Source organism: Priestia sp. Y58, from assembly GCF_029522095.1.
Classification (GTDB): domain Bacteria; phylum Bacillota; class Bacilli; order Bacillales; family Bacillaceae_H; genus Priestia; species Priestia megaterium_E.
On the sequence record NZ_JAKWFL010000001.1, the window covers coordinates 484,582 to 503,920 of the forward strand.

The window sequence follows — 19,339 nt, forward strand, 5'->3', positions numbered from 1 at the left end:
CCCTTAGAAACCTCTCTGGATTTCAATTAAAAGGCGTTCTATGAAATTTTTCGTGCTGACGTTTGTTGAACGTTTTCTACTTCTTTTATCTTCTCTTTCGGCAGAACTAGATTCAGCAGAACTCCCATGATAGCAGACAGTGCCATGCTATCAATCTTTACATGTTCTGAGATATCTAAGTGTGCTCCTCCGATTCCTAACACTAAGATAATCGAAGCAATCATTAAGTTTCGTTTTGATCCAAGGTCTACCTTTGCATCCACCATCATGCGCAAGCCTGATGAAGCAATGATTCCGAATAAGAGAATTGAAATCCCGCCCATGACCGGCGTTGGTATACTTGAAATAAGAGCGTTGATTTTGCCGACAAACCCGAACAAAATTGCGAAGACTGCTGCTCCTGCTATCACAAATACGCTAAGCACCTTTGTGATAGCTAACACTCCGATGTTCTCACCGTATGTTGTATTTGGCGGTCCGCCGATCAGCGCAGCAAGCATAGTTGCTACTCCGTCTCCTAAAATCGATCTGTGCAGCCCTGGCTTTTCAATATAGTTTCGATCCACAATTTTATTTAAGACGAGAATGTGTCCGATATGTTCTGAGAGTGTTACGACTGCTACAGGTACCATGATAAGCACAATCCCCAGTGAAATGGACGGCGTGTATGTGACGAACGGCACGTAGAAATGAGGTATTTCAATCCACTCTGCTTTCACTACCTTTGAAAAGTCTACCAACCCTTGTGTATAAGCGAAGATGTATCCGCCGATAATTCCCATCAGTACCGGAATCAGACTGATAATGTTTTTAAAGAAGATTGAGCAAGCAACTGTTATCGCTAGTGTCACAAGCGCAACCATCAGGTAAGTTAAGCTGTAATTTCCTTTTGCATCGTTCATAGCCATGCCTACTGCTGTATTAGCCAGTCCTAAGCCTATAACCATAATAACTGGTCCTACTACAACCGGAGGAAGCAGCTTCATAATCCAATTGATTCCTGTTCCTTTTATAATCAAAGCAACGATTCCATAAACAAGTCCGGCTAAGAAACAGCCAACCATCGTTTCTTCAGGTCCAAACGAAGCTTTGGCGAAAATGATTGGCGTGATGAACGCGAACGATGAACCAAGATAAGAAGGAATTTGACCTCTTGTAATGAGCAGGAAAGCAAGCGTTCCTACCCCGCTTGAAATCAAAGCAATTGCCGGGCTGAACCCGACTAGGAACGGCACTAACACCGTCGACCCAAACATTGCAAACAAATGCTGTAGACTCAATGTTAACCAATTTACTGCTTTTGGTTTATCATGTATATCAAGTACAAAATCTCGTTGTTGACTCATATGTTTTTCCTCCTATCACTATTAAAAAACCTCTTTACGCAGAGGCAAAGAGGTTTTCAGCATACAGGGAAGACGCTATACCGCAGTATAGTTTTCCTTGTATAGTGACCCCCCTTTTGCAGCCTCACGGGACTACCATTTAAAAGGGTATATAATTTATTTTTCGTAAATAGACACGTGGTCTTTTTCGTCTACTTCCATTAAGTGCACCGCAATTTTTTCACTTTTAGCTGTCGGTACGTTTTTGCCAACATAGTCTGCTCGAATCGGCAGCTCGCGGTGCCCTCTATCCACTAAGACAGCCAGCTGAATGAGTTCAGGTCGGCCGATATCAATCAGTGCATCAAGTGCTGCTCGAACCGTACGGCCCGTATATAACACATCGTCTACTAAGATGACGTTCTTATTTGCAATATCTGTCGGAATATCTGATCCTTTTACGAGAGGCTCATCATTGCTTGTCACTTTCGATAAATCATCTCGGTAAAGCGTGATGTCTAGTTCTCCGACTGGCAGTGTATTTCCTTCAATTTGTGCAATTCGTTCTGCTAAACGTTTTGCGATATAAATACCTCGCGTTTTAATCCCCACTAGCACACAATTTTCGATTCCTTTATTCTTTTCAATAATCTCATGTGCAATTCGAGTTAAAGCGCGGCGAATAGCCTGTTCGTCAAGTACGGTAGCTTTTACGTTCACTGTTTTTCACCTCAAGTTGTTGACATAAAAAAATCCTCTTGCCTTGAGGCAAGAGGATTTGGTTTTAGACATATTTCTTCAAAAAGACTATAAGTATGCCTTTTCTGCACCGTTTCCTTCTCAGCCTCTCTGGACTGTTCTTAAAGGTTCTTATTAAGTTAATACAAGTATGCCATCACTTATGGCAGTTGTCAACTTCTTTTTTCAATAAGCTCTAGCATCTCATTAAACTCTTTTGGAGCCGGCGCTTCAAATTCCATATATTCATTTGTACGAGGGTGAATAAAACCTAATACACCAGCATGAAGCGCTTGTCCGTCAATCGGAAGCGTTTTTTTCGGTCCGTACTTCGGATCCCCGGCAAGCGGAAAGCCAATATACTTCATATGAACGCGAATTTGGTGTGTTCGCCCCGTTTCTAGCTTACATTCGACCAGTGAAAAATCTTTAAAACGCTGCAATACAGTAAAGTGCGTCACTGCATCACGGCTGTTTTCATCAGTGACCGTCATGCTTTGACGGTCTTGCTTATCTCGGCCGATTGGCGCATCAATTGTACCGTGATCGTGCGCAATTACTCCGTGAACGATAGCTTTATAGCGACGCGTCACTGTTTTAGCTACAAGCTGACTAACTAGTGATTCATGAGCTAAATCATTTTTTGCAACCATAAGTAAACCAGATGTATCTTTATCAATTCGATGAACGATACCAGGGCGCATAACGCCGTTAATACCGGATAAATCTTTACAGTGAGCCATTAGGCCGTTTACAAGCGTGCCGCTATGATGACCAGGAGCTGGATGTACAACCATGCCGCGAGGTTTATTTACAACAAGCACATCTTGATCTTCATAATAAATATCTAAATCCATTTCTTCCGCTACCACATCTAGCTCTTCTAGTTCCGGCACTTCAATAATAACAGCGTCTCCTGTTTTACATTTATAGTTTCCTTTAACGGTTTTATCGTTCACTTTTGCGTGACCTTCTTTAATCCACTGCTGCACTTGTGAACGTGACCATTCTGCATTTACAGTCGAAAGTACTTTATCAATACGTTCTCCCGCTTGTTCTTCATTTATAACTGTTTCAATTACATTCATTCTTTGTGCTCCTTCTTCATTTTCCCTTCAAACAGCGTCATAATAAACATGATGATTACTCCGACGACAAGTGCCGAATCAGCTACGTTAAAAATCGGAAAATCATACGTAAAGATGTATGTATTTACGAAATCAACTACTTCTTTACGGACCACTCGATCAATAAAGTTTCCAATGGCGCCGCCTAACATTAATGCTAGCGCAATACCGAACCATTTATCTTGTTTTTTGAGCTTTTGAATATAAATTATTAAACCGACTACCACAACCACCGTAATGAGATAAAAGAACCACATCTGTCCTTGTAAAATCCCCCACGCGGCTCCTCTGTTACGATGAGAGGTAATGTAAAGAAAGTTTTCAATCACGGTGATGCTTTGTCCATAATACATTTCTTTTACAATCATCCATTTTGTTACCTGATCAATAAGTATAACAGCTAAAGCGATAAGATAATAAAACACAAACGTTTTCCTCCCGCAATAAAATCAAACGAATCCATACTAAAGCATTTTAGCACATAATTCATTTTTTTTCTCGCTTCTCACCATAAAACAAATAAATCTTCGTTTGTGCGGGCCGTCGGCATTACTTTTAATTTATGAATAGACATCACTTCGCCAGTTAGTTCATCAATTCCGAACGCACCAACGTCAAGCTTTGCTAACGCGTGTTCTACATCTTTTAAATCTGCTTTAATCATTTCTATTACATAACGTTCCTTTTCATCTATATAACCAGATTGTTCTGTAGCATATCTCACTAGGCGATCTTGTAATTCTTCTTTAATAAGAGCTAATTCCTGTCCAATGGAAAGATAATTTTCATACATGCAAACGCCTCCTGTGCTGATAAGATGAAGTATTAATGATGTTAGGTTTACCGAGTTTTCCATCGAATCTACAACACAAGTTTTTCCTAAGGCTTTAAATGCTTTATACCATTGTATTTGGGAATTTCGTACAGCAAAAAACACGCCCAAAAAGGACGTGTTTTTGTTCATTACTGCTGAACGTAGTGATTTTTCACAACATCCGCACAGCGTGTACATAAAGTCGGGTGATCTTGATCTTCGCCAACTGTTGGTGATACAACCCAGCAGCGCTCACACTTCTCACCTTCTGCTTTACTTACAACAATTGAAGCATAGCTGAATTTTTGTGCTTCAGCAGGTGCTTCACCTTCTGCTACTTCAAGATCTGAAACGATGAAGAGTTGACCTACATTTTCAGAAATAGATGCTAACAGCTCTTTTGTATCTGCTGTTGGATACAGCGTTAATTTTGCTTCTAAAGACTTACCGATTACTTTTTCATTACGAGCCTGTTCTAGCGCTTTTAATACTTCATCACGAAGCTCCATGAACGCATCCCATTTCTCTACTAATTGATCTGCTCCTTCAATTTCTTGAACCTCTGGCATATCAACTAGCTGCACGCTTTCTTCCTTTACATTTGGAATGTGAACCCATACTTCGTCTGCTGTATGAGAAAGAATTGGAGACACTAATTTCGTTAACGATAATAACGTTTCATAAAGGACCGTTTGAATGCTGCGACGCTCTACATTATTTTCTGCTTCGATGTACAATACATCTTTTGCGAAGTCTAAGTAGAATGAACTCATATCAATTGTACAGAAATTATGCACTGCGTGATAAATGCTTGAGAATTCATATGAATCATAAGATTTTTGCACTTTATCAATTAATTTGTTCAGCTTCACAAGCATGTAGCGGTCTACTTCACGAAGGTCTTCAACGGCTACAGCGTCAGTTGTTGGATTAAAGTCCGCTAAGTTTCCTAGTAAGAAACGGAACGTGTTGCGGATTTTACGATATACTTCTGCTACTTGTTTTAAAATGTTATCAGATACACGAACATCAGCTTGGTAATCTACAGAAGCTACCCATAAACGTAAAATATCTGCACCTAGTTGTTTCATTACTTTTTCTGGAATTACAACGTTTCCTAATGACTTACTCATTTTGCGACCTTCACCGTCTAAAGCAAATCCGTGGCTAAGTACCCCTTTATAAGGTGCTTCACCCGTTACAGCTACACTTGTAGAAAGACTTGAATTAAACCAGCCTCGGTATTGGTCAGAACCTTCTAAATACAAATCAGCCGGACGCTGTAAGTCTTCACGCTCTTCAAGAACAGCTTGATGTGAAGAACCAGAGTCAAACCATACGTCCATGATGTCTGTTTCTTTTGTGAAGCGGCCATTTGGGCTTCCTTCATGAGTAAAGCCTTCTGGAAGCAAGTCTTTTGCTTCACGCTCAAACCATACGTTTGATCCATGTTCTCTAAATAGATTTGATACGTGTTCAATTGTTTCGTCCGTAATGATTGGCTCATCATTTTCAGCATAAAATACCGGAATCGGCACGCCCCATGCACGTTGGCGAGAAATACACCAGTCTCCGCGGTCACGCACCATGTTATAAAGTCGCGTTTCACCCCAAGTAGGTACCCATTTTGTTTTTTCTACTGCTTTTAATAAATCTTCACGGAAATCTTTAATAGACGCAAACCACTGTGCCGTTGCACGGAAAATTGTTGGTTTCTTTGTACGCCAGTCATGTGGGTATGAGTGGGTAATGAAACTTAATTTTAACAGCGCGCCTTCTTCTTCTAGTTTGTCTGTAATCGGCTTATTCGCTTTATCATAGAATAACCCTTCAAATCCTGGTGCTTCATTCGTCATATGACCCTTACTGTCGACTGGGCAAAGAACTTCCAAACCGTATTTTTGACCAACGATAAAGTCGTCTTCCCCGTGTCCCGGTGCTGTATGAACACATCCAGTACCAGCATCCGTTGTTACGTGATCGCCAAGAACAACTAAAGAATCGCGCTTGTAGATTGGATGTTCAGCTACCACGCGTTCAAGTTCTGAACCTTTTACTGTACGAAGTGTCTTATATTCAGCCCATTCAATTTCTTTAGCAACTGTTTCAATCAGTTCAGTTGCCACTACATATTTTGCTCCGTCTGCTTCAACTACGCTGTACTGAAGCTCAGGATTGACAGCAATCCCTTGGTTAGCTGGCATTGTCCATGGTGTTGTCGTCCAAATGATGAATTTTTCATCTTGTTCAAGCACACCTTTACCATCTTTTACGTTAAACGCTACGTAAATAGAAGCTGAACGCTTGTCATAGTATTCAATTTCCGCTTCTGCTAAAGCAGATTCACTTGAAGGGGACCAGTACACAGGTTTTAACCCTTTGTAGATGTAGCCTTTTTTCGCCATGTCACCAAACACTTTGATTTGCTGCGCTTCGTACTGCGGCTGAAGCGTTACATATGGATTATCCCAATCTCCGCGTACGCCTAAACGCTTGAACTGCTCACGCTGGCCGTTTACTTGTTCCCAAGCATACTGTTCGCAAAGCTTACGGAACTCAGCTACCGTCATTTCTTTGCGGTTTACTTTTTTATTTTTTGTTAAAGCTGTTTCAATTGGCAAACCGTGTGTATCCCAGCCTGGTACATAAGGTGCGCAGAAGCCTGACATCGACTTATAGCGAACGATAAAATCTTTTAAAATTTTATTTAAGGCATGTCCCATGTGAATATCGCCATTCGCATATGGAGGTCCGTCATGCAGGACAAATAGCGGACGACCTTCCGTACGTTTTTGCACTTTTTCATAAATATTCATTTCAGCCCACTGTTCTTGCATTTTAGGCTCGCGGTTCGGTAAATTTCCACGCATCGGAAATTCAGTTTTTGGCATCAATAATGTATCTTTATATTCCATGTTTTACCCTCCAAAAAAAACGTAAATTTCATATCTTTTTGTACCATAACAAAAAGACCTCCTCATCCCAAAAAGGGACGAGAAGGTCTCCCGCGGTACCACCCTAGTAGATTTGCTGCACGCAAATCCTCTTTGCATTCGTAACGTGAATAAACCGCCACTGCTTACTATCATCATTTCAGCAATGGTACTCTAGGGTGATTTTCACTTTTTTGTTTGTTATCGAGCTCACACCATCCTCGATTCGCTTTGACAAACTAAAAAAGCTACTCTCCCTGTCTCCGTACTGTTTGATATGAAATTTCATCTGTTACCAAATTATATGACAACAAAACGTGAGAAGTCAAGATGATGTCTTGACTAGTCAATTTTTTCTTCTAGCGCTGGCATCTCATAATCCATCAACTGATCCCAGTCATCGCTGTTTAACATTTCAAGCTGTGCTTCGATTAACATTTTGAAACGAGTTCTAAATACTTTAGACTGCTTTTTCGTCTCCTCAATGTCCATCGCAATTTTACGAGACTTAGACAGTGCTTCATTAATAATACGGTCCGCATTTTTTTCTGCTTCTTTTATAATGAGCTTCGCTTCTTTTTCAGCGTTTCGCTTCACATCTTCCGCTGCTTCTTGAGCAATTAAAATTGATTTATTTAACGTTTCTTCGATGTTAGTAAAATGTCCAAGACGATCTGTTAATTCAGATACTCTTCCTTCTAACTCCTTTTTATCACGCATTACCAGCTCATAGTCTTTAATTACTTGGTCAAGAAACTCATTTACTTCATCTTCATCATATCCGCGAAACCCGCGATTAAACTCTTTGTTATGAATATCCAAAGGGGTTAAAGGCATCTAGGCCACCTCCGTGTTGTCTCATTACATCATTAGTAATGGTTTATTCGACATATTTTTAAAATTTCCTGCTAGTAGATTTCTTTATTTCTGCTTTCCTACAACAATTCGCCATTTTTCTTTTTTGGTTTTGCCTTCAAGTGAAACGATACGACTTCTGCCGTGGCCACGAAGCGACAAAATATCACCTTCATGACATTCAAAAGACGGCTGTTCAATGACTTTAAAATTTACTTTTACCGCTCTATTTGCAATAAACGGCTGGACTTTTTGTCTTGATAAATTGTGAATAGTCGACAGCAAAACATCAAGCCTCATTGAAGAAACTGTATAAACGTGTTCAATCAGCTCTTCTTTTACCACATGCAGCTGCTCTCTTTGAATAGAAGAAAGTGAAACTTTGGCTTTTCCAATTGATGTTAAATTCATCTCAATATAGGAAGAAATTTCCTCTGCAACTACAAGCTGAATATCGTCTCCCGCGACCAAAATATCTCCAAATTTTGAACGGCGCAGTCCTAAAGACATCGCCGAACCAAGAACTTGAGGATGTTCAATTGTCACAAACTTTTTAGGATAATTGAGCTCGTACATACACAACTGAAAATCTTCACTTTGAGGTACATAGTAATCCGGATATAGCAGCGCACGCTTGCGTTCAGCAAACGGTTGTCCACCATCAAATGAAACTTGAACCTCTCCTTCAGTCCCGACAATAGCCGTCACAATCTGCTGTTCTCTTGGATCTAAAAAGTCCGTTAATTTTGGGCTGTATTGATGTAGGACATCTTCTTTCCACTGAAGAACCTGGTCAATAAATCCATGTTCTTCTTGCCTAAAATGTTCATAAATAGACATATTATTACTCCTACTATTGGTATGTAAAAAAGGAATCCAGCGATTCCTTTTTAAATAAATCCAACCATACTGTGAAGTGAACGTACCCCTGCTTGCGCAAATCGTAGTAAAAAGATTGCAACAAGAGGTGAAATATCAATCATGCCAATCGGCGGAATGATTTTACGAAAAGGCTCTAAGTAAGGCTCACAAATACTGCCAAGCAGCTGACCAAACTTAGATGCCCTTACATCGGGTACCCAAGACATCAAAATGTAAATAATTAGTGCCCATGAGTAAAGACCAATCAATTGCCCAAGAATCCCAAAAACGATGTCCAAAAACTACCACCTCTTTACGTTTGTTGTATCGTGTTCTCCCATCATATCTGAAATGCTTCCGCTTACGTCTACATTATCAGGTGTACATAAAAAGATGTCGGTTCCAATTTTTTGAATGTCCCCGCCTAAAGCATAAACTGTACCACTTAAAAAGTCGACAATTCTCACTGCTTGATCTCGTTGAATGCGCTGTAAATTAACAACTACGACTTTACGATTTTTTAAATGATCCGTAATTTCTTGTGCTTCGGCATAGACGCGCGGTTCGCAAAGCATCATTTTTGATGATTTTTGAACGCTTTGCAAGCTAATCACATTTTGCTGCTGATTCGGCTGCTGACTAGCTTTCACTGCTGGTCTCGACTGCTGTACAGGCTCTTCTACCGACTCTTCTTGTTCGTAATGTTCTTCTACATATTCAGTATCGTCATCAAGAGCAAAGAAACTTCTAAAGCGATTTTTCATACTCATCTTGAATTACACCTCCTTAACGTTCATTCCCAACTAACGTGGTTCCTAGTCGAATGAATGTTGCTCCTTCTTCAATTGCAATTGCATAATCGTTTGACATTCCCATTGATAGCTCCGTACACGGTGCATATGGCAAGTTTAGTTCTTGTATACGATCCTGCAATTTTTTTAGACCTTGAAAACAGCTGCGAAGCGCGGGCTCATCATCTGTGTGAGGAGCCATGGTCATTAATCCAACCACTTGAATATTTGTAAATTCTTCAAGGGATTTAATAAATGGAATTACGTCTTCTACAGCAAGGCCATGCTTGGATTGTTCTTCGGCAACATTAACTTGTACAAAACATTTTATACGATGTCCTGCACGTTTATCAATTTCTTTTGCTAAAGATAATCGGTCTAGTGAATGAATATAGTCAACTTTATCAATCACATTTTTTACTTTTCTTGTTTGTAAGCTCCCGATAAAATGCCAGGTCGCTTTCTCACCGATTGATTCATACTTTTCTAGAAGACCTTCATCCCTGTTTTCTCCGAGATGTAAAATGCCTGCATCCACTGCTTCTGCTGCTCGTTTTGTGGAAACGTATTTTGTTACAGCAATCAGCTCTACATCTTCTCGATTTCGATTAACTTTTTTACACGCTTCAGCAATTGTTTGTTGAACTGCTTCTAGATTTTCACTTACGCTAGCTGTCACTATGTAATTACTCCTCCTTAAAGCCTATGAAGTTAAACATGCGTCCTGTTTTCCCTTGGTCGCGGCGATGTGAGAAGAACAGGTCATCTTCACAGCTTGTACAATACGACGATGTTAAAATTCGTTCCGGCAATACGCCTGCGTTTTGAATCAGCAGCTTATTGACTTTTTTTAAATTAAGCGCGTATTGTCCAGGGCTTACTTCTTGATATCCATTTTGGCCAACTACTTCGTTTACTTGTGTAATGACGCGGTTATCGACAACATAACAGCAATCTTCAATCGAAGGGCCAATCGCCACGTAAATATCTTCAACTGGAACATTTTCTTGCTCTACCCAACGTCGAATCATATTTCCTGCAATATCTTTCACTGTTCCCTTCCACCCGGCATGAGCTAGACCAACTAAATGGTGATCAGGCGCATAGAAGTACAGCGGAACACAATCTGCATAACATAAAGCTAACAAAATATCAGATTCATTTGTATAAATGCCATCCGTTGCTTTTATGCCCTCTTCATACTTGTAGAGTCCTTTTGCACAGTCGGCTTTTGTTACTTTTTGAACAGTTGCTTCATGTACTTGTTCAGCACATACAAAGCTTTCAAAAGACATGTCTAGTTCGGCTGCTAAAATTTTTCTATTTGTAATAACATCTTCTACGTTATCGTTTACGTGAAGCCCTAGGTTAAAAGAAGCAAATGGAGGTTTACTCACGCCACCATTTTTTGTGGTGAAACCAACAACAAGCATATCATTCTTTTCTACCCAAGGGCTCAGCCACATAAACGACTCGTGATGGCTTTTTTTTAATGGCTCAGGATTCATGTATGTGACACATCCCTTGTTTCATTTGTTCTCACATATTGTACCACAGATTGCTAGGTGCTGTTGACAAAAAACTAATTCTCTTCAGGCTGAAATGCGTCTTTATAACGTACTAAAATGACATCAGAACCAATTTTCACAATATTTTTCCACGGAATCACAATTTCATCATCTTTTCCAAAGAAGCCCAATACACGAGAGCCTCCGATAATGACGGCCTGTATTTTTCCCGTTGTTAAGTCAATATCAATATCCCCTACATTTCCAAGTTTTTTGCCATCAGCTACATTCACTACGTCTTTCAGCTGAAACTCTGAAATCTTTAACATGCTCTCTCCTCCTATAGCCAACTTTATTCCTTAGCCTATATATATTTTCAAATTTTCATTTCATGAAGGAAAAGCTTATTTTTTCTCTGCCATTCTCGTTCTATAGGCATTTTGTTCACTAATTACACATCTTTTCATCAAGAGACATTCTCAACGAGTAGCTAGAATTCCTCACAGCAATAGGAAACCGGATATGAATATCTTTTGGTCATGTATTATACATTGATACATACAAAATAAGCACCGTGTCCGTTTTTATAGACACGATGCTTATTAAGTTGAACATCAAATAAAGTGAATGGTATTGATTGTATGAACACGAGCAGCTGCCAGTTTAGAGAGCTTTTGTTAACTTTGAATATTTTTATTCATCTGTTTAATAGCAGCTTTTTCTAAACGAGAAACCTGCGCTTGAGAAATACCAATTTCTTCAGCCACTTCCATCTGTGTTTTACCTTGAAAGAAGCGCTTTCGTAAAATTAGTTTTTCTCGCTCGTTCAATCTTCTCATACCTTCTTGCAAAGCAATTTCTTCAATCCAAGTTGAATCACGGTTGCGTTCATCGCTTAGCTGATCCATGACATAGATTGGGTCTCCACCATCATTGTAAATAGGTTCAAATAGAGAAACCGGATCTTGGATAGCATCTAAAGCAAACACAATTTCTTCATGCGGCACTTCTAGGACTTTTGAAATTTCCTCAGCTGTAGGTTCCTTGGATGTTTCACTCATAAGCCTTTCACGAACTTGAAGAGCTTTATAAGCAATATCACGAAGGGAACGAGAAACACGGATTGGATTATTGTCACGTAAATAGCGGCGAATTTCCCCTATAATCATTGGGACAGCATATGTAGAAAACTTCACGTTTTGACTTAAATCAAAATTGTCAATGGATTTCATTAATCCAATACACCCAACCTGAAATAAGTCATCAACAAATTCTCCACGATTGTTAAAACGTTGAATCACGCTGAGTACGAGACGTAAATTTCCGCTTACTAGCTTTTCTCTTGCTGTTCCATCTCCAGCCTGCATTTGTTTAAACAACTTTCGCATTTCTTCATTTTTTAATACGGGAAGTTTCGAAGTATCTACTCCACAAATTTCTACTTTATTTCTTGTCAACTCTTTCCCTCCTAACAGGAGATGATGTTCTGAATTCAGTATCTCCTCCGAAGGAAAAAATATGCACTTTTATAATTCTGACAATTCCACGCTAAAAAAGCTGATTGTATAAGATGCTTCTCAGCCCTTATACAATCAGCTTTTTTACTTAAACCATTTTATTAAATTCTTTTCGCAGCCGTTTAATAATTCGTTTTTCAAGCCTTGAAATATAAGATTGAGAAATGCCTAGCATATCAGCTACATCTTTTTGCGTTTTTTCTTCTCCGCCGGCTAGCCCAAAGCGCAGCTCCATAATTTGCTTTTCACGATCATTTAATTGGTGCAGTGCTTTCAACAAAAGTTTTCGATCTACATTGGCTTCCAGGTCTTTTGTGATGATATCTTCTTCGGTTCCCATCACGTCAGATAATAACAGTTCGTTTCCATCCCAATCAATATTTAACGGCTCATCAAATGAAACTTCAGATCGAATTTTATTGTTGCGGCGCAAATACATTAAAATTTCATTTTCAATACAGCGAGAGGCGTACGTCGCTAGCTTAATTTTCTTTTCAGGATTAAACGTGTTTACTGCTTTAATTAAACCGATGGTACCGATGCTAATTAAATCCTCAATATTGATTCCCGTATTTTCAAACTTGCGGGCAATATAAACAACCAGTCGCAAATTACGCTCAATCAATAGTGAACGTGCTGCTTCATCTCCTGATGGGAGCTTTTTTAAGAGCACTTCTTCTTCATCTTTTGTTAAAGGCGGTGGAAGAGCTTCACTTCCTCCTATATAGTAAACTTCATCTGTTTTTAACTTAAGTTTAATTAATAATTTGTACCACCATAATTGAAATCGAATTCGATATGTAGCCATTCTGTATCCTCCTTTATTTGTTCACACCTTTTACGATGCGGAACTTACTTCTCCAATAACGATAAGCTTCGGATGAACAATACATTCATATTGCTTCTCCACTGAAAGCGTTGTATGACTAATACCTACTAATACTTTAGTGACTTCAATCGTATTGGACTGATGCACCAGCCTTACCATATCTGGCTTTAGAGCAAGCAGCAGCTGATTGGCTTGGCCCACGCTTCGATAAGGGACAAAGCGGACTTTTGAATACCAATCTTGATCAATATCTTCGCTGTGTGAAAAGGATTGGACATTTTTGCTTAATTCCATTAAGCCTTCAGGCAATATTTCTTTTAAAGAATCTGCTGTAACAATCATAACCGGGGTTTTCGTCAGCGGATCTACAAGCTGGTTTCCACTATCAATAAGTCCTTTCATCGACAGCGTCTGTTCGTTTAAAATAACTTCCACATCTACCAGCTGATCAAATGTAATGTTTTTCATTCGCAAATCATCAACTCGTGCTTTTGAAAAATAAGATAATAGCGGAAAACCGATAAGAACAAATATCCAGCTAATAGGATCACCAAACTGTGGAGATTTTGTATCAACCATTTGATTAAGAACAAGAAACTGATCTTGAAATAAAAAGTGAACGCCCATTAACCCTCCACCAACAACAAAGGTTGCAAAATAAAACGTTAATAAATTCTCAAAGAAAAAGCGCAGTCGTTTATAACCAAACGTCATCAATACCATAAAAAAAGAGAATAAAATTTTAATAGCAGGGTGAACCATGAGATGAGAAAAAGGCGTAAACATAAGAAGGACAATTAATGAACCGATAAAGCCGCCAAGTAAAAGCCGCCACCACTTGTAATTCCGTTTAAGTACAACTGCACATAACATTAGTAAAATCGTATCTAACCCAAAATTCAGCATCCATATTAAATCTAAATAGATTGGCAATGTTTATAACCTCTCCATTCTTTCTGAATTTTTCTGTTAAAAATTAGTATATAGTACATCCTATTAGAAAGTCTGTCAGTTCATGCCGAGAAACAAGCAGTATTTTTGAGGAAATCATTCGATATTTGTCACACCACTTTTAGAAAGAAAACACAAACCCTTTGAAGGCATCATATTGACCATGTCGAATGTTTTTTATATTCTTTTTGAGTTTTCTAGATTCATTGCATAAAAAAAGACCTCTGTATAAAACAGAGGTCTTGGTTTTTTATTTTCTTAGCGTCTACGATTACGGTTTCGTAAGAATGTTGGAATATCTAGCGCATCTTCAGACTGTGGCTGAGATGGACGCGTATATTCTTGCTGTACAGGTTCTTCACGCTTTACTTCACGCTTCGGCTGTGGAGCCGGTTGCTGTGTCGATTGCTGCATGCGATTCGCTGATAACGAAGGACGACCTGGTTTTGGCTGTGATAAATCTTGGTCACTAAAGCCAGTTGCAATAACTGTAACAACAATCTCGTCTTTTAGGTTTTCGTTAATAACAGATCCAAAGATCATGTTCACTTCTTGGTCAGAAGCCGAAGCAACGATATCTGCAGCTTCTTGTACTTCGTAAAGACTTAGGTTTGTACCGCCTGTGATGTTCATTAATACACCTTGAGCTCCATCGATAGATGTTTCAAGAAGTGGACTTGAAATAGCTTTTTTAGCTGCTTCAGCAGCGCGGTTTTCACCAGTCGCAATACCGATACCCATAAGTGCAGATCCTTTGTTAGACATAATTGTTTTCACGTCAGCGAAGTCTAAGTTAATTAATCCAGGAACTGCGATTAAATCTGAAATACCTTGCACACCTTGTCGTAATACGTTATCCGCTTCACGGAACGCTTCTAGCATTGGCGTGTTTTTATCAACGATTTCTAATAAGCGATCATTTGGAATAACAATCAGCGTATCCACTGCTTCTTTCATTGACGCAATACCGCCTGCCGCTTGAGTAGAACGCTTACGGCCTTCAAACGTAAACGGACGAGTAACAACACCTACCGTTAGTGCTCCTAGCTCACGAGCAATTTGGGCAATGACTGGAGCTGCACCAGTTCCAGTTCCTCCACCCATACCAGCTGTTACGAAAACCATGTCTGCACCTTTTAGTGCTTCTTGGATTTGTTCCTTACTTTCTTCAGCTGCTTTTTTACCAACTTCCGGATTAGCACCTGCACCTAATCCTCTTGTTAATTTAGCGCCGATTTGCATTTTTGTTTCAGCTTTTGATAAATTTAATGCTTGTGCATCTGTATTAACTGCAATAAATTCTACACCTTGGACGCCATGTTCAATCATTCGGTTAACCGCGTTGTTACCGCCGCCTCCGACACCGATTACTTTAATCGTCGCTAATTGGTCTACACTTGTATCAAACTCCAACATGATAGTTCCTCCTAATTCTTCGAAATTACCAATCCGTAACGTTAATCAAAGAAGTATCCAAAAAACTTCTTCATTAAATTTTGGTCATTTTTCTTTTTCGGCTGCTCAGCTGATTGTTGCGGCTGCTGTGGTTTCGGGCTAGGTTTGATCATTTCTTGCTCAATCGGCTCTTCTTCCACAACTGGCGCTCCAATTTCCCGGCCTTGTATTTTAGCATTTTTGTATGCAAATTTTATTAATCCTACGCCTGTTGTATAATGCGGCTCACGTACTCCAATATAATCAGGCACTGCTATGCGCACGTTATTCTTTAAAATTACTTGAGCTAGCTCAAGAATACCAGGCATCGCTACTACTCCGCCTGTTAAAACAAATCCTCCTGGAATATCTTTGTATCCTAGGCGATTTACCTCCTGCGTAATCATATCTAAAATCTCTTCTAATCTAGCTTCAATAATATCAGAGATTTCGAGCTGATTAAACTGCTGATGCTGATCGCTTCCAATGATCGGTACACTAAATACTTCTTCTTCAGAAGCATGATCGTAGAAAGCATGTCCATGCTTTATCTTAATATTTTCCGCATCTTCAGTCGATGTGCGAAGGCCAATCGATAAATCTTTGGTAATGTGCTCTCCGCCAACAGCTAGTACATTTGTTACTTTCAAATGTCCTTGATCAAAGATCGCAACCGTTGTTGAACCCCCACCGATATCTACCAGTGCGACACCTAAGTTTTTTTCATCACGAGATAATGCAATTGAACCAGCGGCTAGAGGCTGTAAACAAATATCACTGATTTCTAAACCAGCTCTTTCTACACAGCGTAATAAGTTATGTAAAACCGTTCTAGATCCCGTTATGATTGTGCCTTCCATTTCTAAACGTACCCCAATCATACCTCTAGGATCGTTAATACCTTCTAAGCCATCTACAATAAATTGCTTTGGAATAACATCAATGATTTCACGATCTGGCGGGATAGACATGACTTGAGCAGCATCAATTACTCGATGAATATCTTCGTTTGTAATTTCACGATTTTCGCTTGACACGGCTACTACTCCGTGACAATCCTGTAAAAATACATGATTTCCGCTTATGCCCACTACAACCTTTTTAATTGTAATGCCTACCATTCGTTCAGCTTGTTCTACTGCTTTTCTAATAGATTGAACTGTTGCATCTATATCAACGATAGAACCTTTTTTTAGTCCGTGTGATTTAACATTCCCTACACCAATGATATTCAATGAATCGTTACTCATCTCTCCGATGATTACTTTCACACTGGATGTACCGATGTCTAAACTAACGTATATTTCATTGCTGTTCATTCTTTGGCACCTCCTTTTTCTTTCTGCACATGTCATCTTAATAAATTAAGAAGAACAACAATATTAATTTTTTATTATATGAAAATATTCAACAAATACATCTGTTTCCCTTTTGTAAAATCAATTTTTTTCAAGTTTTTCACAGACTTTATCTCTTTCAAAGAACAAAACGTTCTGGTTTTGACTTTTTTTTAGATTTAAGCCTAAAATTCACTGAAAAAAGCTATTTAACTACAAGTCTACACTAAGATGTACACTGAGAAAAGCGAAACTTACCTAGAACAAATATTACATTTCCATTTCACAGCACCGGAGAAGAAAATCATATGTATGCAGAATACTTGCATGTGATTATACAATGTACAAGGGCTAGTTTGCCAGTCTCAACTCATCTATTTCCTTTAATTAACACTTATAAAAAATAATTACTGCTTGCTCTTTTTATAAGGTTTAAATGCATATCCTTCTTCTAAATCAATAATACCTTTTTGATCATCACTCAATTTACTTGCAATAGCTGGGTAATGAACAATTTTATCAGAGAAGTTGCTAATTTTCCCGCTTACTTCACGCGTATCATTCATAAACACCTCGATGTGAAGAGGTTCTGATTTTGTCGGCGCATAGTAAATCTCAGAAATAGCCCCTTTTATGCTCTTAGGCGTTTTAGCTAATTCTTGAACCATGCTTTGTATAGCGTCTCCGTCTTTCCAGTCAATTAGCAACGGAGCGTCGGATGACACTTTCTTAGCACTTACTTCTTTTAAAACTTTTCCATTTTCATTCACAGGGAAATATTTATTCCCCGAGGTTACATATGCAATTCTTGCGTACTCTTTTACGTCGATTACGACTTTATTAGGAAATGTTTTGTGAATGACAGCTTCCTTTACCTCAGGGTTTTTTTCGACTTTTTCTTGAATTTGATCAGCATCAGCTTTCCAGTAGCTGGTTTTTTTGGACAGACCACTCGCTTTGACAATATCCTTATCACTTACATGTTTATTCCCTTGTACTTCAATGTTAGAAACATTACTCAGAGAAGATTGAGAATATACAATAAATAAAATAAGGATGAAAAAGAGTGATAAATACAAAATAAGCCGTCTATTTGCTTTTTGCTTTCGCTGTTCTTGGAGCTTCGGTACCCGATCTTCTAAAACAATTAACTTACCTTTTTCCATTTTTTTCACCCTTATCCATTTGAGAAAATAAACGAAGAATTACCATCTATTTATTTCCAATCTTTGCTTCATGAGAATATCCCCATTATAGCATAGAATAAACACATAAAAGCTACCTTTTCACGCATAACCATACAGCGACAGGCTGAGTAATTAGCGGCCGATAATCTCAACTTCTGTATGAATATCAATATCGAATTTCTCTTTAATTGTTTTCTTAACATGAGCAATTAAATTCAGCACGTCTGAAGCCGTTGCATCTCCTGTATTGACAATGAAGTTCGCATGCTGCTCACTAATTTGCGCACCGCCTACTGAGAAACCTTTTAAGTTGGACTTTTCGATTAAGTCTCCTGCATAATTTGGAAGCGGATTTCTAAAAATACTTCCCGCACAAGGGAAATTCCAAGGCTGTGTTTCGCGGCGATAGTCTTTATTTTTCTGCATGACCGCCACAATATCATCTTTCGTTCCCTTTTTCAAACGCAGCACGGCTTCTACACATACTCCAGGACGGTCTTTTTGTAGAATTGAATGACGATACGAGAATTCAAGCTCTTCATTTGTCAGCCACTCAAGAGTGCCATCTTCAAATAAAATCAGCGCTTTCTCGACTACATGAGACATATCAGAACCATGGGCACCTGCATTCATATAAACAGCGCCTCCCACAGATCCAGGAATTCCACTTGAAAACTCCAGTCCAGACAGACCTTGTTTTGTAATAACTGTTGCAAGCTTGATGCTAGGGTATCCCCCACCTACAGTAACCGTCTCTCCATCTACTGTTAAATTATCTAATCCGGCTCCGAGCTTAATGACCACGCCTTCAATTCCCTTATCAGAGACAAGAAGATTAGATCCTCGACCAATCGCTCTCCATTTCACGCCATGTTTTTTAATAATATCCATTGTAACTTTTAAGTGATCAACAGAATCAGGTTCTACAAGCACATCTGCTGGACCACCAATTTTCATTGTTGTATGTTTTGCTAGCGGTTCATTTTCACGAACCTTTCCAATATTCGCTTCGACTAACTCTTTTACTAACGCTTCCATAAGAACCTCCTAAAACCCTCTTTGCTGTTATAAAACTTTCATGTCAATGCGCCCTTACTTCTAATGCATAAGAATAATAAGAACAGATTCATAA

At 39.0% G+C, this 19,339-nt stretch carries 20 protein-coding genes and 1 other annotated feature; all 20 genes read right to left on the reverse strand.

Annotation, left to right across the window (positions count from 1 at the left end):
- Positions 1–38: 38 nt before the first annotated feature.
- The 20 genes from MMB68_RS02545 to murB all read right to left on the reverse strand — a co-directional run bounded on the left by MMB68_RS02545 (position 39) and on the right by murB (position 19,245).
- Positions 39–1,346 carry a uracil-xanthine permease family protein gene (locus MMB68_RS02545; protein ID WP_277548168.1) on the reverse strand — a complete coding sequence of 436 codons (1,308 nt, stop codon included), beginning with the start codon at positions 1,344–1,346 and terminating at the stop codon, positions 39–41.
- 156 nt (positions 1,347–1,502) lie between these two features.
- Positions 1,503–2,045 carry a bifunctional pyr operon transcriptional regulator/uracil phosphoribosyltransferase PyrR gene (gene pyrR / locus MMB68_RS02550; RefSeq protein ID WP_013058940.1) on the reverse strand — a complete coding sequence of 181 codons (543 nt, stop codon included), beginning with the start codon at positions 2,043–2,045 and terminating at the stop codon, positions 1,503–1,505.
- A gap of 191 nt (positions 2,046–2,236) precedes the next feature.
- The gene (locus MMB68_RS02555) at positions 2,237–3,151 is read right to left on the reverse strand and encodes an RluA family pseudouridine synthase (protein WP_014458386.1); all 915 of its coding nucleotides are present in this window, start codon (positions 3,149–3,151) and stop codon (positions 2,237–2,239) included.
- Positions 3,148–3,615 carry a signal peptidase II gene (lspA, locus tag MMB68_RS02560; protein ID WP_013084844.1) on the reverse strand — a complete coding sequence of 156 codons (468 nt, stop codon included), beginning with the start codon at positions 3,613–3,615 and terminating at the stop codon, positions 3,148–3,150. Before lspA ends, MMB68_RS02555 begins: the two co-directional genes overlap by 4 nt.
- 80 nt (positions 3,616–3,695) lie before the next feature.
- Complete coding sequence (locus MMB68_RS02565; protein WP_013058943.1) at positions 3,696–3,983, reverse strand: conjugal transfer protein TraR; 288 nt, start codon at positions 3,981–3,983, stop codon at positions 3,696–3,698.
- A 170-nt stretch (positions 3,984–4,153) separates the two neighbouring features.
- Positions 4,154–6,919: an isoleucine--tRNA ligase gene (gene ileS, locus MMB68_RS02570; protein WP_115654854.1), complete on the reverse strand. Its 2,766-nt coding sequence runs from the start codon at positions 6,917–6,919 to the stop codon at positions 4,154–4,156.
- A gap of 70 nt (positions 6,920–6,989) precedes the next feature.
- Positions 6,990–7,210: a binding site (T-box leader), on the reverse strand.
- 69 nt (positions 7,211–7,279) lie between these two features.
- Entirely contained in the window at positions 7,280–7,774 is a 495-nt protein-coding gene (locus MMB68_RS02575) for a DivIVA domain-containing protein (RefSeq protein WP_013058945.1), read from the reverse strand.
- Positions 7,775–7,858: 84 nt separating this feature from the next.
- Positions 7,859–8,632: a YlmH family RNA-binding protein gene (locus MMB68_RS02580; protein WP_277548171.1), complete on the reverse strand. Its 774-nt coding sequence runs from the start codon at positions 8,630–8,632 to the stop codon at positions 7,859–7,861.
- Between the two features lie 50 nt (positions 8,633–8,682).
- Positions 8,683–8,952 carry a YggT family protein gene (locus MMB68_RS02585; RefSeq protein WP_014458382.1) on the reverse strand — a complete coding sequence of 90 codons (270 nt, stop codon included), beginning with the start codon at positions 8,950–8,952 and terminating at the stop codon, positions 8,683–8,685.
- A 3-nt stretch (positions 8,953–8,955) separates the two neighbouring features.
- Complete coding sequence (locus tag MMB68_RS02590; protein ID WP_014458381.1) at positions 8,956–9,423, reverse strand: cell division protein SepF; 468 nt, start codon at positions 9,421–9,423, stop codon at positions 8,956–8,958.
- A gap of 16 nt (positions 9,424–9,439) precedes the next feature.
- A complete protein-coding gene (locus tag MMB68_RS02595; RefSeq protein ID WP_277548173.1) occupies positions 9,440–10,123 on the reverse strand; it encodes a YggS family pyridoxal phosphate-dependent enzyme in 684 nt (227 codons plus the stop codon).
- A gap of 7 nt (positions 10,124–10,130) precedes the next feature.
- Positions 10,131–10,952: a peptidoglycan editing factor PgeF gene (gene pgeF, locus MMB68_RS02600; RefSeq protein ID WP_014458379.1), complete on the reverse strand. Its 822-nt coding sequence runs from the start codon at positions 10,950–10,952 to the stop codon at positions 10,131–10,133.
- Positions 10,953–11,026: 74 nt separating this feature from the next.
- A complete protein-coding gene (locus MMB68_RS02605) occupies positions 11,027–11,281 on the reverse strand; it encodes a YlmC/YmxH family sporulation protein (protein WP_013058951.1) in 255 nt (84 codons plus the stop codon).
- 348 nt (positions 11,282–11,629) lie between these two features.
- Complete coding sequence (gene sigG / locus MMB68_RS02610; protein ID WP_013058952.1) at positions 11,630–12,409, reverse strand: RNA polymerase sporulation sigma factor SigG; 780 nt, start codon at positions 12,407–12,409, stop codon at positions 11,630–11,632.
- A 148-nt stretch (positions 12,410–12,557) separates the two neighbouring features.
- On the reverse strand, positions 12,558–13,277 hold the full coding sequence (gene sigE, locus MMB68_RS02615; RefSeq protein WP_013058953.1) for an RNA polymerase sporulation sigma factor SigE: 720 nt from the start codon (positions 13,275–13,277) through the stop codon (positions 12,558–12,560).
- 30 nt (positions 13,278–13,307) lie between these two features.
- Positions 13,308–14,231 carry a sigma-E processing peptidase SpoIIGA gene (spoIIGA, locus tag MMB68_RS02620; RefSeq protein ID WP_277548175.1) on the reverse strand — a complete coding sequence of 308 codons (924 nt, stop codon included), beginning with the start codon at positions 14,229–14,231 and terminating at the stop codon, positions 13,308–13,310.
- Between the two features lie 276 nt (positions 14,232–14,507).
- Positions 14,508–15,665, reverse strand: a complete 1,158-nt coding sequence (gene ftsZ, locus MMB68_RS02625; RefSeq protein ID WP_013058955.1) for a cell division protein FtsZ — start codon at positions 15,663–15,665, stop codon at positions 14,508–14,510.
- A gap of 41 nt (positions 15,666–15,706) precedes the next feature.
- Positions 15,707–17,002, reverse strand: a complete 1,296-nt coding sequence (ftsA, locus tag MMB68_RS02630; RefSeq protein ID WP_013058956.1) for a cell division protein FtsA — start codon at positions 17,000–17,002, stop codon at positions 15,707–15,709.
- Between the two features lie 425 nt (positions 17,003–17,427).
- Positions 17,428–18,186 carry a cell division protein FtsQ/DivIB gene (locus tag MMB68_RS02635; protein ID WP_016765445.1) on the reverse strand — a complete coding sequence of 253 codons (759 nt, stop codon included), beginning with the start codon at positions 18,184–18,186 and terminating at the stop codon, positions 17,428–17,430.
- Positions 18,187–18,339: 153 nt separating this feature from the next.
- Positions 18,340–19,245: a UDP-N-acetylmuramate dehydrogenase gene (gene murB / locus MMB68_RS02640; RefSeq protein WP_098249242.1), complete on the reverse strand. Its 906-nt coding sequence runs from the start codon at positions 19,243–19,245 to the stop codon at positions 18,340–18,342.
- Between the last annotated feature and the right edge of the window lie 94 nt (positions 19,246–19,339).